Annotated in this window: 14 protein-coding genes; 3 read left to right on the top strand and 11 right to left on the bottom strand. The window is 63.2% G+C overall.

The features are described from left to right. The first annotated feature begins 25 nt into the window (after positions 1–25). Together dapD and HMPREF3157_RS00980 are read left to right on the top strand one after the other, a co-directional pair. The gene (dapD, locus tag HMPREF3157_RS00985) at positions 26–976 is read left to right on the top strand and encodes a 2,3,4,5-tetrahydropyridine-2,6-dicarboxylate N-succinyltransferase (protein ID WP_070435256.1); all 951 of its coding nucleotides are present in this window, start codon (positions 26–28) and stop codon (positions 974–976) included. 2 nt (positions 977–978) lie between these two features. Then, positions 979–1905, top strand: coding sequence for a hypothetical protein (locus HMPREF3157_RS00980; RefSeq protein WP_016664184.1), 927 nt, complete (start codon positions 979–981; stop codon positions 1903–1905). 19 nt (positions 1906–1924) lie between these two features. Here the strand turns inward: HMPREF3157_RS00980 and HMPREF3157_RS00975 are convergent, their stop codons facing one another. From HMPREF3157_RS00975 to typA, 11 genes are all read right to left on the bottom strand, one after another. Beyond that, the gene (locus HMPREF3157_RS00975) at positions 1925–3274 is read right to left on the bottom strand and encodes a citrate synthase (protein ID WP_016664183.1); all 1350 of its coding nucleotides are present in this window, start codon (positions 3272–3274) and stop codon (positions 1925–1927) included. 30 nt (positions 3275–3304) lie between these two features. Continuing rightward, positions 3305–4456, bottom strand: coding sequence for a succinyldiaminopimelate transaminase (gene dapC, locus HMPREF3157_RS00970; RefSeq protein WP_016664182.1), 1152 nt, complete (start codon positions 4454–4456; stop codon positions 3305–3307). Positions 4457–4487: 31 nt separating this feature from the next. Continuing rightward, entirely contained in the window at positions 4488–5321 is an 834-nt protein-coding gene (locus HMPREF3157_RS00965; protein WP_070435255.1) for an inositol monophosphatase family protein, read from the bottom strand. After that, positions 5318–6121 carry a glycerophosphodiester phosphodiesterase gene (locus HMPREF3157_RS00960; RefSeq protein ID WP_083286352.1) on the bottom strand — a complete coding sequence of 268 codons (804 nt, stop codon included), beginning with the start codon at positions 6119–6121 and terminating at the stop codon, positions 5318–5320. Before HMPREF3157_RS00960 ends, HMPREF3157_RS00965 begins: the two co-directional genes overlap by 4 nt. Next, the gene (locus tag HMPREF3157_RS00955; protein ID WP_016664179.1) at positions 6118–7263 is read right to left on the bottom strand and encodes an ABC transporter ATP-binding protein; all 1146 of its coding nucleotides are present in this window, start codon (positions 7261–7263) and stop codon (positions 6118–6120) included. Before HMPREF3157_RS00955 ends, HMPREF3157_RS00960 begins: the two co-directional genes overlap by 4 nt. Next, entirely contained in the window at positions 7260–8060 is an 801-nt protein-coding gene (locus HMPREF3157_RS00950; RefSeq protein WP_061211198.1) for an ABC transporter permease, read from the bottom strand. Before HMPREF3157_RS00950 ends, HMPREF3157_RS00955 begins: the two co-directional genes overlap by 4 nt. A 1-nt stretch (position 8061) precedes the next feature. Then, positions 8062–8955, bottom strand: coding sequence for an ABC transporter permease (locus tag HMPREF3157_RS00945; protein ID WP_065247500.1), 894 nt, complete (start codon positions 8953–8955; stop codon positions 8062–8064). Between the two features lie 9 nt (positions 8956–8964). Then, positions 8965–10149 carry an extracellular solute-binding protein gene (locus tag HMPREF3157_RS00940; protein ID WP_070435253.1) on the bottom strand — a complete coding sequence of 395 codons (1185 nt, stop codon included), beginning with the start codon at positions 10147–10149 and terminating at the stop codon, positions 8965–8967. Between the two features lie 233 nt (positions 10150–10382). Further along, positions 10383–10715 carry a ferredoxin gene (gene fdxA, locus HMPREF3157_RS00935; protein WP_016664175.1) on the bottom strand — a complete coding sequence of 111 codons (333 nt, stop codon included), beginning with the start codon at positions 10713–10715 and terminating at the stop codon, positions 10383–10385. Then, positions 10712–11188, bottom strand: a complete 477-nt coding sequence (locus HMPREF3157_RS00930) for a hypothetical protein (RefSeq protein ID WP_016664174.1) — start codon at positions 11186–11188, stop codon at positions 10712–10714. The genes fdxA and HMPREF3157_RS00930 overlap by 4 nt, the downstream gene beginning before the upstream one ends. Before the next feature lie 14 nt (positions 11189–11202). Then, the gene (gene typA / locus HMPREF3157_RS00925; RefSeq protein WP_070435252.1) at positions 11203–13119 is read right to left on the bottom strand and encodes a translational GTPase TypA; all 1917 of its coding nucleotides are present in this window, start codon (positions 13117–13119) and stop codon (positions 11203–11205) included. A 177-nt stretch (positions 13120–13296) separates the two neighbouring features. On the opposite strand from typA, the gene pgi reads away from it, so the two are divergent. Continuing rightward, positions 13297–14988, top strand: coding sequence for a glucose-6-phosphate isomerase (gene pgi, locus HMPREF3157_RS00920; RefSeq protein ID WP_070435251.1), 1692 nt, complete (start codon positions 13297–13299; stop codon positions 14986–14988). Positions 14989–15170: the final 182 nt, after the last annotated feature.

Genomic DNA, 15170 nt, shown 5'->3' with positions numbered 1-15170 from the left:
AGAGGCGCGCTATAGCCTGTGAGCCATGACTGAGAACAAAAGCGCATGGGGCATCGGCCTCGCAACCATCGCGGACAATGGGACGACCCTTGACACGTGGTACCCCGCACCCGAACTGGGCTGTGCCCCCGATGACCTCGCCAACCATCCTCTCGCCGTCGCCCTCGCAAAGGCCGCGCGAGACGATGCCGCACGCGGCACCCGTCAGGAAGTCGTCACACGAGCCATTTCCCTGGCAGAGGCGCCGCGCGATGCGTCCGATGCGTACTTGCGCCTCCATCTACTCTCCCATCGCCTCGTAAAGCCGAACGAGCAAAACCTCGACGGTCTGTTCGGCGCGCTCACGAATGTTGTGTGGACCTCGGAAGGGCCGTGCGCCGTGGACGGCTTCGAAGAGACGCGCCTGCGCCTCATCAGTGAAGGCCGGCGCCCCACGGTCTACTCGATCGATAAATTCCCCCGCATGGTCGACTACGTGGTTCCCGACGGCGTCCGCATCGGCGATGGCGACCGATTGCGCCTCGGCGCTCACCTCGCGAGCGGCACAACCGTCATGCACGAAGGCTTCGTGAACTTCAACGCGGGCACCCTTGGCACCTCGATGATCGAGGGGCGCATCTCGCAAGGTGTCGTCGTGGGCGATGGCTCCGACATCGGTGGTGGCGCCTCGACCATGGGCACCCTTTCGGGCGGCGGGACGGAGCGCGTGAGCGTCGGAGAGCGCTCGCTCGTTGGAGCAGAAGCAGGCGTCGGCATCGCCCTCGGCGACGACTGCATCGTTGAGGCCGGGCTGTATGTCACCGCGGGCACGAAGGTCACCCTCATCAACGGCGAGAATCGTTCCGTCGTCAAGGCTCGCGACCTCTCCGGGGTGCCGAGTCTCCTGTTCCGCCGTAACTCGCAATCGGGCGCCGTCGAGGCCGTCTCGCGCTCGAACAAGCGCGTTGAGCTGAACTCCGACCTTCACGCGAACTAATCATGGCCAAACGCCCCGCGCTGTCTCGCGTGGTCATCCCGCTCACGCTCCTTGCGGTTTTTCTCGCGGTCGTGGGCGGGAGCTTCGCCGCGCTCACTCTCTTTGACGGCGGCCAGCGCACGGGCCGCTGCACCGCGAGTGGGCTCTCGACATCGCATTCGTACTCGACCGAGCAAACCCTCAATGCCGCCACGATCAGTGCGGTCTCGATCGACATGGGACTGCCCCCTCGCGCCGCGTCGATCGCCCTCGCGACCGCCTACCAGGAGTCGAAGCTTAAAAACATCGACTACGGGGATCGCGATTCGGTAGGGCTCTTCCAGCAACGCCCCTCCCAGGGGTGGGGCACAAAAGAGCAGATCATGGATCCTGTGTTTGCCTCGACGGCCTTTTACGAGAAGCTCGCCAAGGTCAAGGGGTACGAGGACATGGACATCACCGTCGCGGCGCAAAAAGTGCAGCGGTCAGCGTTTCCCGATGCCTACGCCGATCACGAGGTCGAGGGGCGCCTCTTCTCCTCTGCGCTCACCGGCAACAGCGGCCCCGAGCTCGAATGCGACCTCGCCGCCGCTGGAGGTCCAGCGCATCCAGAGAAACTTCGCGAGTCTCTCGCGCGCGAGTTCACCCGGATGAGCGAGTCAGGCGAGGTGAAAAGTTCGCTCGGCGCCGCGGGATCAAACGCGCCTCAGGGGGCGGGTCACACGACCGTGGTCATCAAGACGGCCGACGAAAAGCGCGGCTGGGCGCTCGCGAACTGGGCCGTCGCCCATGCCGCACAGGACAATATCGTGGGCGTCGACTACCGCGGGCACCGTTGGGATCGCTCACGCCACGTCTCCCAGACGTCGTCGCAGTGGGACAGCGACGCAACGGGCGGGGCAAGCGGCGAGGATGACGCGGTCGTGATCTATTTCGCGAAGGGGGCGTGAGGCACGGCCGCAGCCTCGGTTATTTGGCCTTGTTCTCGCGCGCCTTCAGTTCCTCGCGAAGATCGTGGAGCAGGAGCTCCGACGTGCCCGTACGCTCCTCGATCGGAACGTATGCGCGCTCGGCTTCGCCCGTGTAGATCTGCCGCGGCCGCATAATCTTCGTGTCGGGATCGTTGATCGCCTCTTGCCACTGTGCGATCCACCCGGGCAGGCGCCCGATCGCGAACAGCACCGTGAACATGTGCGTGGGAAAACCCATCGCCTTGTAGATGATGCCCGTGTAGAAGTCGATGTTCGGGTAGAGATGGCGTTCAATGAAGTACTCGTCGCGAAGCGCGATCTCCTCAAGCTTCATCGCGAGCTCAAGGCGCTCATCATGGATCCCGAGCCGCTCGAGCACCGTATCGGCAATGCCCTTCACGAACTTCGCACGCGGATCGTAATTCTTATACACCCGGTGCCCGAAGCCCATGAGACGGGTAGAATCATCCTTGCTCTTGACCTTCTCCATGAACACTCGCGGATCCTGACCAGACTTTCGAAGGTCGTCGAGCATGTGCATGACGCGCGTGTTAGCGCCGCCGTGCGCCGGCCCAGACAAGGCCGCAACGCCGGCCGAGATCGAGGAGAAGAGGTCCGCTCCCGCCGAGCCGACGAGGCGCACCGCGGTCGCCGAGCAGTTCTGCTCATGATCGGCGTGGAGAATAAATAGCTGCTCGAGTGCACGCACCACAACCGGGTCCGCCACGAAATCCTCGACGGGAAAAGCGAACATGAGCCTCAGGAAGTTCTGCACGAGGCTCAGCGAGTTATCCGGGTACATGAGCGGCTGCCCGTTTGCGACCCGGTGGGCGTACGCCGCCATCGTGGGCATCTTTGCGAGAAGACGGAACGTCGAAATTCGGACCTGCTCAGGGTCGTTCGGGTCGAGCGAGTCCTGATAGAAGGTCGACAGCGCACTCACGCCCGCTTGGAGCACGGCCATGGGGGCGGCATCGCGCGGAAGGGCGATGAACACGCGCTTGAGGTTCTCGTCGAGAAGAGTCCGCTGCTCGATCGAGTGCACGAACTGGTCGAGCTGTCCCTTCGTGGGCAGCTCGCCAAAGATCAAGAGGAATGCGACCTCAAGGTAGCTCGAGTGCTCGGCGAGCTGCTCGATCGGGTAGCCGCGGTGCCGGAGAATCCCCGCCTCACCATCGATGAACGTAATGGCCGACGTCGTCGGCGCCGTGTTCATGAGCCCCGGGTCAAACGTCACCGCCCCCGTTTCCTTGCGCAGCCCCGCGATCGAAACACCGAGGTTGCCCTCGGTCGGCTCGACGAGCGGCAGATCCAGGTTTCGGTCATTCACGCTAAAGTGTGCGGTCATCGCGTTCCTTTCGTGTCTGTCGCAACGCTCTTAGCGGGCGGCTCGGAGCCTTTCGGCAGCGCTAGCGATCCGCTCGTCCGTCGCGGTAAGGGAGATGCGCACATGTCGCGCACCCGCCTCGCCGTAAAAGGTACCGGGGGCAGCGAGGATTCCCAATTTTGCAAGGCGCTCAATGCTCGCTTCGCTCGCCTCACCGAATGTCGTCCACAGGTAGAGGCCGGCCTCGGAATGCTCGATTTTTCCGCCGAAAGCTTCGAAAGCGGGTGCGAGAGTCTCACGGCGAGCGCGGTAGGTTTCGCGCTGGCGGGAGGCCGACGCTTCCTCTCCGAGGGCCGCTGCCATGGCGTTTTGAACGGGGCCCGGCACCATGAGCCCGGAATGTTTACGAACCGCGAGCAGCTCGCCGACGAGGGCAGGGTCGCCGGCGACAAAAGCGGCACGGTAACCAGCGAGGTTCGATTGCTTCGAGAGCGAGTAGGCGCACAGCACATTCGTGAGGTCGCCGTCATTCACGCGCTCATCGAGAATCGATGGGGCCTCGTCCACATCCCACGTGAGTGGCGCGTAGCATTCGTCGGAAGCGACGATGATGTCCCTCTCGCGTGCCCATGCAAGGAGGGCACGCAGCTCGCCGATATCGTGCACCGCTCCCGTCGGATTCGACGGCGTATTGAGCCACAGCAGGCGCACCGAGTCGAGGCAGACGTCGGAACCGAGCGCCCCCTCCCCCTCGCGTGCAAGCGCCCGCACATCGAGTGGGACGGGCCGGGCTCCCGCGAGCCGTGCGCCGAGGTCGTAGGTCGGGTAGGCGATATGGGGAAAGGCGACTGCCTCCCCGGTGCCGATGCCGAGCTGGAACGGAAGGTGCGCAACGAGTTCTTTCGAGCCGATCGTGGGAAGCACGCCACTGGCGCTGAGAGCTGAGGGAGCACCGCGGTGTGCGCGACAGAAATCGACGATGGCCTCGCGCAACTGCCCCGTTCCGGCGACCGTCGGGTAGCCGTGCGCATCCGAGGCGGCCACAAGTGCTTCCTGGGCGACGCGGGGCGTTTCATCAACGGGAGTGCCAACCGAGAGATCGACAATCCCATCCGGGTGTCGCTCGGCGAGTGCGCGCGCCGAGGCGAGCGAATCCCACGGAAAGGACGGCAAGGTCGAAAGGAGCGGCGTTCGCGAAGTCATGGTGCTCATCCTACGACCCCAGTGCCAGCTCTTACCGAGCTCGATCGCCTTCGCTCTCAACGGCGCGGCGCCACATACCGTGCAGCTCCGCCGCGATCGCGGGGTGCGCGACCATGATGCCGGTGGACGGGTCAGAAGGAAACAGGGTGTCGTGGCCGTCCCAATCGAGCACCCTCAAACCGGCCTCGTGTGCGATGAGCATGGACGCGAGGTGATCCACGGCTCCGAATCGCCCCACGAGCGCACCGTGCCCTCTGCCGACCGCAGGCCCCACGAGCGACAGGGTTCCCGAACCCATGATCCGGCTCGTCACATCGATCTCGCCCAGAGAGCGGATAAATTCCGCCTGGCCCTCGAAGAATGTCGCCCCGAGAAGCTCGGTGAGAACGACAGAGCCGGGCAAAGTGGACCGGTGTTCGACTGAGATGGGGCCACCGCGGTGCATGGCTCCGCGCCCCCGAATCGCCGAAAAGACCTCTTTCGTGCGCGGGTCTGCGACGACACCAACGACGGGGCCGTCCTCATCACACATGGCGAGGGAGAACGAAAACCAGGAGATGCCGTGCGCGTAGTTCGTGGTGCCGTCGATGGGATCGCAATACCACGTGTACTCAACCCCGGCGCTGTCCTCGAACTCTTCCCCGACGAAGGCGTGCGTCGGAAATTCTTCCGCAATGGTCCGGCGTACCCAGAGCTCGATCCCCAGGTCAATATCCGTCACGAAATCAGCGGCGTTCTTTTTTGTCGCAAACATCGAAACGTTCGAGGATGTCGAGCGGATCATCGCCCATGTGGCAAGTGACTGTGCAAGCTCGTGCGCGCGCGTCAACACATCGCGCCCTCGTCCCACGTGATCGGCGCTCATGCTCCCCGCACCTCCGCGTTCTGGTTAAGGACGCGCAGGAGGTCGCCCGCACGGTTGGACGTCACGGCCTCAACGCCCATCGCCGCAAGCGCCCTTGCAGTCTCGGCATCGTCAACGGTCCAGCAGGTGGTACGAAGCCCGAGGGCACGTGCAGCGCTCACGGTCGTGGGCGAGCAGACGCCAAAGTGGGGGTTCCACGAGTAAGGCTCGAGCTCCTCGACGAGGGCGGGATCCGGAACACCATCGAGCGGGTAGGTCATACGCAAACGTGCCGTGGGAAGGACCTCGCGCACGGCACGCATGGCGGTGACTCCCCCCGTGAACTCCGCCCGTGCCGCTGCCGCGCGACGCTCATCCGAGTGGTCCCCCTCTCCCGAGGCAATCGCCCGGATCCGCGAGGCGCTCACGCGCGCAATCTCCTGCTCCGCGCCGTCAGACTCACCCGGAAAATCGAGAAGAAGCACAGCATCGCCCACGGCGTCGAGAGCACGCTCGAGCGTGGGGACTCCCCGCTCAAAGCCGTGGTCATTTGCGCACGTGCCATGCTCAGCCGGCTCACGGGCTTCAAGCGCGCTCACCGAGAGCTCAGCGGGACTGGCCGTGCACTCCCACAAGCGCTCGAGCGTGGAGTCGTGCAGAAGAATGGGCTCCCCTTCGGCGCTGAGCCTCAGATCGACCTCGACAACCTCGAGCCCCTCGGCTGCCGCGTGTGCGATCGCTTGGAGAGTGTTCTCAACGTGGGCGACGGGATCGCCACGATGTGCAACGAGCTGCACAGGACTCATCATTTCTCCGTTCATGCTGCTGACTGCTCCCCGGTAGGTCCGGCAGGCGAGGTAGCCGCGTCGACGAGAACACCATCGCGATACACCAGCGCTTCGGTGATGCGCACCCCCACCTCATCGTCAACGCGCAAGTCGTCGGCCTTCGCGAGCGAGCGCACACGAATGGCGCCGACCCGCACGACGAGGTCGCTGAGGTGGCCCTTTGGGGTGATGCGCTCAATGGTGCCCTTGAGCTGGGCGGCGCGGGGATCGCCAATCACGACGTTCTCGGGGCGAATACCGCATTCGGCATGTTCGGCCGCTCCGGTCACGAGGTCAATCGGCAGCGGCTCGAGACCTTCGACGTAGATGCGACCGGAACCGTCGGCACGGCGCTCCACTCGCCCTTTCACGAAGGACATCGTCCCGATGAAACCCGCGACAAACCGCGTCGCCGGTCGGCGATACAGAGTCGTTGGATCAGTCAGCTGTTCGATCCGGCCGCCGTTCATGACGGCGATGCGATCAGCAACGGCGAGCGCCTCCTCCTGATCGTGCGTCACAAAGACGCTCGTCATGCCAAGTTCCTGCTGGATACGACGAATCTCTTCGCGAACCTGGACGCGAAGTTTCGCGTCGAGGTTCGAAAGCGGCTCATCGAGAAGCAAGAGCGAGGGGTTTTGGACGAGCGCACGCGCGAGAGCAACGCGCTGCTGCTCGCCGCCCGACAGCCGCGCCGGTCGGCGCCCGGCCTTCTCCTCGAGTCCGACGAGCGCGAGGGCCTCACGCACGCGTGCGGTGCGCTCGTCGCGTGGGACCTTGGCAACCTTGAGCGGGAATGCCACGTTCTTTTCGACGCTCATGTGGGGCCAGAGCGCGTAGTTCTGGAACACCATCGCCGAGGGCCGGCGCTCCGGAGGCAGCGACGTCACATCACGCTCACCCACGGTGATCCGCCCCGCATCCGGCGTGAGGAACCCACCGATCATCCGCAAAGTCGTCGTTTTCCCGCATCCCGAAGGGCCGAGCAAACAGACCATCTCTCCCTTCCCGATCGCGAGATCAAGATCTTTGATGATGCTCTTGCCACCGAGCGTGATGCTGACGGAGCTAAGCGTGAGCGGCTCGGGAGAGAACCGGCGAGCGGTTCGGGCAGCTTTCGATGCGGACTGTGTCATCGGATTTGGAAACCTTCTGCGAGAGCCCCACCCATGATGTGCTTCCTTACGAGAAGAAGAAGCACAACGGAGGGGACGGTGAGCATGATGGAAAAAACGGCCGCGACCTGTTCCGGCGAGTTGAGAACGAGCGTGTAGAGCTCGGTCGGCATCGTGGAATAACTGGGGGCACCAACGAGGTAGGTGGCCTGAGCTTCGTCCCACGACGCGAGGAAAGCCATGATGAGGGCGACGAAATACCCCGGGGCGGCAAGTGGAAGCGTGACGCTCACGAAAGTCCTGAGCCATCCGGCGCCGCTATCGCGCGCGGCATCTTCGAGCCTGCGCGGTACCGCCGCAAACGAGGCGGCAGGAATCCACGTAAGAAAAACAACCTGACCGAGCATGTGCGCGATCGTGACACCCGGAATGGTCTCCATGAGGTTGAAGGCGTAGTACAAAGCCGCAATGCTCACAAAAAGCCCCATTTTCGGGAACGCATTCGTTGCGAACAGGCCAAGGAGCATCACCGTGCGCCCCGGGAACTGCATGCGCCCAAAGGCGTAGGCAGCGGGCATACAGATGAGAGCCGTGAGCGTCGTCGATAGGACGGCGAACATGAGCGAATTGAGGATCGAGGTGACGAACTTCGGAGTACCGAAAACCTTTCCCCACCAGTCAAAGGTGAGCCCGGCCGGAAGGAGGTTCGGCACGCGCCACTCGGTCGCGAAGGCGTGAAGGGCGAGCCACACGATCGGCCCGGCCACGAAGAGCAGCAACGCAAGCGCGGCAAGCCCCGACGCAATTTTCCTGGGCATATCAGGTCATCTCTTCTTTTGCTTGTCGGTAATTGGCCCAGACGTAAAGAACCCCAATCAGCGCAGCGAGCGCAAACACGACAATGGCCATGACAACTGATTGCTGCGGCTCTCCGTACGTGTTGAAGTGTTTCGTCATACTGACGCCGAGCATGGTCGGCGCGGAGGGGCCCGTGAGCCACGGAACAGTGAACGACCCGACGTTCCCAATCGCGGTAAAGGTCATAGCGATGACCGTGGGCACGAACGCCATCGGTGCCACGACGTCCTTCACAATGCGGATCGTTCCCGCACCTGCATCCCGAGCGGCATCAATCAGGGCATCAGGCACCGATTGAACCCCCGACGACACCATGAGGACCGCAAACGGAAGCGAGGACCACACCTGAGTCATGAGCACGAGGGTCGACGTGAACGCAATTTGAGGTGGGCTCGCCACGCCAAGACTCCGCATCACTGAGCCAAAGAAACCGTCGGCCGCCCAGAACCGAATCATGGCCCACGCCCCGATTACTCCCGGGATAAACATCGGGATGACGGCGAAAGCGGGAAGCATGCGGGTGATGCCCGACGGCCGCAGCCGCATCGCGAGAGCCACGAGCCACGCAAGGGCCGTGACGATCACGGTGGTGAGAATTGAAATGCTCACCGTCACCCGCAAATCCGAGAGAAATCGCGGGTTCGAAAAGACCTCGCGATACGCGTCGAGAGTCGGAGCCCATGACTGCGTCTCGTGCGTGTTCTTACCGATCATCGCAATCGTCGTGTTCAACCCGCCCGTGTACCCGAGGCTCAAGCCGAAGGCATTGATGACGGGAAAGCCGATGAAAACGATGATGAGGAGGATCGGTGGGCTCGCGAGGAGCACACCGATCCATGATTGCCTCGATGCCACGCTTGCTCCCTAGGCGGTCGGAACCTTCTGGTCCCAGAGCTTGGCTTTGTTGTCTTCGTGGTCGCCAAAGTAGCCCTGGCCGAGGTTCTGCGTGTCGATGCCGTCGAATTTCTTTTGAATCTCCTCGGGCATGTCCTCGAGCGGGATGATCGGGTAACCCGCCATTGTCGTGGAGATGATCTGCTGCCCCTCGGGGGAGAGCGCGAATTTCGCGAGCGCGAGCGCGGCAGGCTTGTTCTTCGAGTTCTTCGGGATCCCGAGGAACGATGCGCCGCCTGCGAACGGCGGATTCGAGATCTGCGTCGCCTTGACCCGTTCCGGGATCTTCCCGGACTCGCGACCGGAAATGAACTGATCGGACCACACCGGGATCATCGCGACCTCGCCGTTGACCAAAAGCTCAATGCTCTGCTCGTTGCCGTTCGGGTAGGTGCCCTGGCCGTACGTGAACTTACCGATGCGCTTGAGCTCTTCCCAGCCCTTGTCCCAGTGCTTTTCGTCGGCCTCGTCGTAGCTCGTCGTCATACGCTCGCGGACGTCCTTCGGGATGTACAGGTCGAGCACACTCGTCACGAAGGCCGAGCCTGAGCCGCCCGTCGAAGGAGAGTTGTAGGCGAACTTGCCGGGGTTCTGTTCGATCCAGGTCAGAAGCTCCTTGAGAGTCTTCGGAGGGGTGGCGACTTGCTCCGTGTCGTACGCGAGGAGCACGGAGGAGGCTCGGTAGGGGAAGGCTTGTCCAAGTCCTTGGGCAAGCGCTTCCTGGGGAACATCGCCGAGGGCGGGAATCTCTTTGGCGCTCACGTTGAGCAGAAGTTTCGCGTCTGCCGCGTCCGTCACCCAGCCGTCATCGATGAAGTCCATGCCCGAATCGCCGTCGCCGGCAGCGGACAAGCGCGCGAGCGATTGCTGGGAGCGTTCGGAGTGCAGATCGTGGTCAACCTTGATCGTGACCTTCGGGTATTTCTTCGTGAAGGCCGGCCCAAGCCCGTCCTGCCATAGGTCGCGCACGTTGGTGTCGCCGCCCGCGTGGATGCGAAGGGTCCCTTCGACCTCACCCGTCACATCGGCTGCCGACTCACCTCCCTTGTCGGAGGCTCCTGAAGAGTTTTTCGAGGCTGGCGCACATGCTGTCGCGAGGCCCGCGAAGCTAAGGGCAGCACCACCAAACAGAAGTGAACGTCGATTGAGGGACATTGCGTGGCCTTTCCACTGGCGCGCAAGGGGCGCATCGATTTGGACGACGCCTCGAGGTTAAGCGCGCCGATGCCCCCGCTACGCCCGTCCCCCGCCCACGCTCGCGAAAGGTCGTCAAGAGTTCACGCAGTGGTCATGAAAGACCCCGTTTAAAACGGGCTTTGCTAGCCGAACTTGGGCCTTCTGTTACTTGATGCTCACCTGCAGGCCACGTGGACTTTTGCTTCGAGGTTTTAGCCTTCGAGCGGGTTTTCCTGTGGGGGAAGTTTCTCGATGACCTCGTGGTCAAACGACTGCGGACCCAGCTTCGCCGCACCACCGGGGCTTCCGAGCTCGTCGAAGAACTCTACATTCGCGCGGTAGTACTCGCTCCACTGATCGGGCAGGTCGTCCTCGTAGTAGATCGCTTCGACGGGGCACACGGGTTCGCACGCACCGCAATCGACGCATTCGTCAGGCTGAATGTACAGCGAACGCTCGCCTTCGTAGATGCAGTCGACGGGGCATTCGTCAACGCAGGCACGGTCTTTGACATCAACGCACGGGAGGGCGATGACGTAGGTCATGGCTTCACAGTCCTTTCTTCGCGCTGGTTCGCGCGCGCGATGTTTCTGATTTGGATGGCCCACACGATAGCGACACCCACGAGAGGCACGATCACGCCGAGGAACTGGGCGGCCCAGCCCTGCCACTGCGCTTCGCCCGCAATCTGTGCTGGAACGAGAAGCCCTCCCCCGAGCGACGTGCCCGAAAAATACACGGCCACGAGTGTGAAGGCGAGAGCATCGATGAACAGTGGGAGCTTGCGCCCGCTAAGCGCGACCAGCATGCAGGTTGCGACGACCTCGTAGGCGCAACCAAACAGGAGCCCCCACGGCACGGACACGTCTTGGACGGTCGAGCGCATACGGTGCGTCCCAATCACGACAAGGCCGCCGAGCACCCCCACGATCGCGCCGACAACGATCTCGGTCGCGCGCGAGGTGGGCCTCGTACCGTCGGCGAAAATGACGCCTTCGTTGGGGTCCTTGTGACTCATTGTCTCGCCCTCGATTACGAGTTGCGGGCGCGAGCGCGAGCGCGCGCACGCTCGGTCGGGTCGAGGACGACCTTACGGATGCGCACGATTTCGGGGGTGACCTCGACGCATTCGTCCTCGGCGGCGAATTCGAGCGACTCCTCGAGCGTGAGCTTGCGCGGCGGAATGAGATTCTCGAACGCGTCTGCCGTGGCCGAGCGCATGTTCGTGAGCTTCTTTTCCTTCGTGATGTTCACGTCCATGTCTTCATTGCGGGAATTTTCGCCGACAACCTGCCCCATGTACACCTCTGAGGTGGGTTCCACGAAGAACGAGCCGCGTTCCTGGAGGTTGATCATCGCATACGGCGTCACGGCACCCGCGCGGTCAGCCACGAGGGAGCCCGTGTTGCGGAATTCAATGGGGCCCATCCAGGGCTCGAAGCCTTCGGCGAGCGAGGAGGCGATGCCGGTACCGCGCGTTTCGGTCAAGAAGCGCGAGCGGAAACCAATGAGGCCGCGCGCGGGGACGAGGAATTCCATGCGCACCCAGCCCGAACCGTGGTTGTTCATGGTTTCCATGCGCCCCTTGCGGGAGGCCATGAGCTGCGTGATTGTCCCGAGGTATTCCTCGGGAACGTCGATCGTCATACGCTCGATCGGTTCGCACGTGACGCCGTCGATCTCGCGGGTCAGCACCTGCGGCTTCCCCACGGTCAGTTCGAAGCCTTCGCGACGCATCTGTTCAACGAGAATCGCGAGAGCGAGCTCGCCGCGGCCCTGAACCTCCCATGCGTCTGGGCGATCAGTGGGCAGAACCTTGAGGGACACGTTGCCGACGAGCTCGGCATCGAGGCGGTCCTTGACCTGGCGGGCGGTGAGCTTGTGGCCCTTGACCTTGCCGGCGATCGGCGAGGTGTTGATGCCGATCGTCATCGAGATCGCGGGGTCGTCCACGGTGATGAGTGGGAGCGGACGAGGATCGTTGAGGTCGGTGAGGGTTTCGCCGATCATGATGTCGGGGATACCCGCAACGGCCACGATGTCGCCGGGGCGCGCCGTGCGCGTCATCTGCTCGCGTGTGAGCCCCTTCGTTTCGAGAAGTTCGGTGACCTTCACGCTCTTGATATCGCCGTGGCGGGTCGCCCACGCGACCTGCTGGCCCTTCTTGAGCTCGCCGTTCTCGATGCGCAAGAGCGCGAGACGGCCGAGGAACGGCGAAGCATCGAGGTTCGTGACGTGTGCCTGCAGCGGCATGTCGTCGTCATATTCGGGAGCGGGGATCGATTCGAGAATCGTCTTGAAGAGCGGTTCGACCGTTTCGGAATCGGGAAGCTCGCCCTCTGCGGGCTTGTTCGCGCTCGCACGCCCAGCTTTGCCGGAGGCGTAGATCACGGGGACGTCGAGCAGTGCGTCGAAGTCAATCTCGGCGTTGTCTTGCGAGAGGTCCTCAGCGAGGCCGAGAAGGAGATCCGTTGTTTCGTTGACGACCGCGTCGATGCGGGCGTCGGGACGATCAACCTTGTTCACGACGATGATCACGGGAAGGCTCGCGGCAAGAGCTTTGCGCAGAACGAATCGGGTCTGCGGGAGCGGCCCCTCGGACGCGTCCACGAGCAGCACGACGCCGTCGACCATGGACAGGCCGCGCTCTACCTCGCCGCCGAAGTCGGCGTGCCCGGGGGTGTCGATCACGTTGATCGTAATGCCCTCGGGGTGCCCGATCTCGGCTGCCGTCGGCCCCGAATAGTGGATCGCGGTGTTCTTCGCGAGGATGGTGATGCCCTTTTCGCGCTCGAGGTCACCGGAGTCCATCGCACGCTCGTCAACTTTGTCGCGTTCGCCGAACGCGCCGCCCTGGCGGAGCATGGCGTCCACGAGGGTCGTTTTGCCGTGATCGACGTGGGCGACGATCGCGACGTTTCGAAGATCGGAGCGGTGCTGAATGGTCATAGGAGCCTTATCTGTTCGGGATCGGCGGAAGTCTCGTGAGGTGTGGGGGTCCGACGCTTGCCTGGCCCACGCGCGCCCGATTCATGGTAACGCGTCCGGGCCCCTTATCGGCTGCGTGAGCCTTCTCGCGTGACGAATAGAAATCTGCCTCACAGGGTGAGGGATCACAATGGAAACATGAGTGAAAACAGCAATCTCTCCCCCGCCCCCGTTGATCCGACGACTACCGAGGCCTGGCAGCGCCTCGAAGAGCACGACGGCATGCTCGACAAAGGCCTGCGCGAAGCGTTCGCCGAAGATCCCGATCGCGCCAAGAAGCTGAGTTTTGAGGCGGCGGATCTGTTCGTTGATCTCTCGAAGAACCTTGTATCCGAAGAAACCGTCGGACTCCTTCTCGATCTCGCAAACGAGACGGGCGTGTGCAAGCGCCGCGACGAGATGTTCGCGGGCGCGCACATCAACACGACCGAGGACCGCGCCGTTTTACACACCGCGCTTCGACGCCCGAAAGGCGCATCCCCCGCCCTCGACGTCGACGGCCAGAATGTCGATGCCGATGTGCGTGAGGTCCTCGAACGCATCTATGAGTTTGCGAATAAGGTTCGCAGCGGCGAGTGGACCGGCGTGACGGGTAAGAAGATCGAGACCGTCATCAACGTTGGCATCGGCGGCTCCGACCTCGGCCCCGTGATGGTGTACGAGGCACTGCGCCCGCTCGCGGATGCGGGGATTGAGGCACGCTTCATCTCGAACATTGATCCGACCGACGTGGGCGAGACGACGCGCGACCTCGATCCCGAAACAACCCTCGTGATCGTCGCGTCGAAGACGTTCACGACGCTCGAAACGATCACGAATGCGAAGCTCGTGCGCGCGTGGCTGCTCGACGGCCTGCACGCCGCGGGCGTCGCTGAATCACAGGATGCCGAAGCCGTCGCGAAGCACTTCGTGGCCGTCTCGACCGCACTCGACAAGGTCGAGGAATTCGGTATTGACCCGGCCAACGCCTTCGGGTTCTGGAGCTGGGTGGGCGGTCGCTACTCGGTCGATTCGGCGATCGGCACGATCCTCGCCGTCGTGTTCGGCCCCGAGGCCTTCGAAGAGTTCCTCGGCGGTTTCCACGCGATGGACGAGCATTTCCGCACAGCAGCTCCCGAGGAAAACCTGCCTTTGCTCATGGGGCTCGTGAACGTGTGGAACGTGAACTTCCTCGGCGCCGAGACTCACGCGGTTCTTCCCTACAGCCAATTCCTTCATCGCTTCCCCGCCTACCTCCAGCAGCTCACGATGGAGTCCAACGGCAAGTCCGTGTGTTACGACGGCTCAGCCGTGACTGCGGAGACCGGCGAGATCTTCTGGGGCGAGCCCGGCACGAATGGTCAGCACGCCTTCTACCAGCTCATCCACCAGGGTACGCGCCTCATTCCCGCGGATTTCATTGCGTTTGCTAATCCCACCTACGCACTCAAGGACGGCGATACCGACGTCCACGAGCTCTTCCTCGCGAACTTCTTCGCGCAGACCAAAGCGCTCGCCTTCGGCAAGACCGCAGAGGAAGTTGAGGCCGAGGGGACGACCGGCGCGCTTGTTCCCGCACGCGTGTTCTCAGGCGACCGTCCGACCACCTCGATCATGGCGAGCGCTCTCACTCCGAGCGTCCTCGGCCAGCTGATCGCGCTGTACGAGCACATCACCTTCGTGCAGGGCGCAGTGTGGGGCATCAACAGCTTCGATCAGTGGGGCGTTGAGCTCGGCAAGCAGCTCGCGAAGCAGTTGACGAGCGCCGTCGCGGGCGACGAGTCGGTTCTCGCCGAGCAGGATTCCTCGACGCGTCAGCTCATCGAGTACTACCGCGCGCACCGCGCCTAAATCGCGTACACAAGAAGAACGGGGCCTCGCTTCGGCGAGGCCCCGTTTTCTTTGACGAGTGGGTAACCCCCACAACCCCTATGCAATCCAACGCCGTTGCGGCTCGGCAGTCGGTCCGCCTAGCGGGATTCCCGCGAAGTCCCGCGACTTTGTCTCTAGGATGGACGTGGCGTAAGACATAA

The sequence above is a fragment of the Dermabacter sp. HMSC06F07 genome (genome assembly GCF_001807345.1).
In the GTDB taxonomy this organism is placed as follows: domain Bacteria; phylum Actinomycetota; class Actinomycetes; order Actinomycetales; family Dermabacteraceae; genus Dermabacter; species Dermabacter hominis.
This window is presented reverse-complemented; position numbering and strand designations above follow the sequence as displayed.

Excerpts from the sequence above, each read along its gene's own strand:
- HMPREF3157_RS00960 (WP_083286352.1), bottom strand. The coding sequence starts at position 6,121 with ATGAACGGAGAAATGATGAGTCCTGTGCAGCTCGTTGCACATCGTGGC.
- dapC (WP_016664182.1), bottom strand. The coding sequence starts at position 4,456 with ATGACTTCGCGAACGCCGCTCCTTTCGACCTTGCCGTCCTTTCCGTGG.
- pgi (WP_070435251.1), top strand. The coding sequence starts at position 13,297 with ATGAGTGAAAACAGCAATCTCTCCCCCGCCCCCGTTGATCCGACGACT.
- HMPREF3157_RS00980 (WP_016664184.1), top strand. The coding sequence starts at position 979 with ATGGCCAAACGCCCCGCGCTGTCTCGCGTGGTCATCCCGCTCACGCTC.
- fdxA (WP_016664175.1), bottom strand. The coding sequence starts at position 10,715 with ATGACCTACGTCATCGCCCTCCCGTGCGTTGATGTCAAAGACCGTGCC.
- HMPREF3157_RS00930 (WP_016664174.1), bottom strand. The coding sequence starts at position 11,188 with ATGAGTCACAAGGACCCCAACGAAGGCGTCATTTTCGCCGACGGTACG.
- HMPREF3157_RS00965 (WP_070435255.1), bottom strand. The coding sequence starts at position 5,321 with ATGAGCGCCGATCACGTGGGACGAGGGCGCGATGTGTTGACGCGCGCG.
- dapD (WP_070435256.1), top strand. The coding sequence starts at position 26 with ATGACTGAGAACAAAAGCGCATGGGGCATCGGCCTCGCAACCATCGCG.
- HMPREF3157_RS00950 (WP_061211198.1), bottom strand. The coding sequence starts at position 8,060 with ATGCCCAGGAAAATTGCGTCGGGGCTTGCCGCGCTTGCGTTGCTGCTC.
- typA (WP_070435252.1), bottom strand. The coding sequence starts at position 13,119 with ATGACCATTCAGCACCGCTCCGATCTTCGAAACGTCGCGATCGTCGCC.
- HMPREF3157_RS00940 (WP_070435253.1), bottom strand. The coding sequence starts at position 10,149 with ATGTCCCTCAATCGACGTTCACTTCTGTTTGGTGGTGCTGCCCTTAGC.
- HMPREF3157_RS00975 (WP_016664183.1), bottom strand. The coding sequence starts at position 3,274 with ATGACCGCACACTTTAGCGTGAATGACCGAAACCTGGATCTGCCGCTC.
- HMPREF3157_RS00955 (WP_016664179.1), bottom strand. The coding sequence starts at position 7,263 with ATGACACAGTCCGCATCGAAAGCTGCCCGAACCGCTCGCCGGTTCTCT.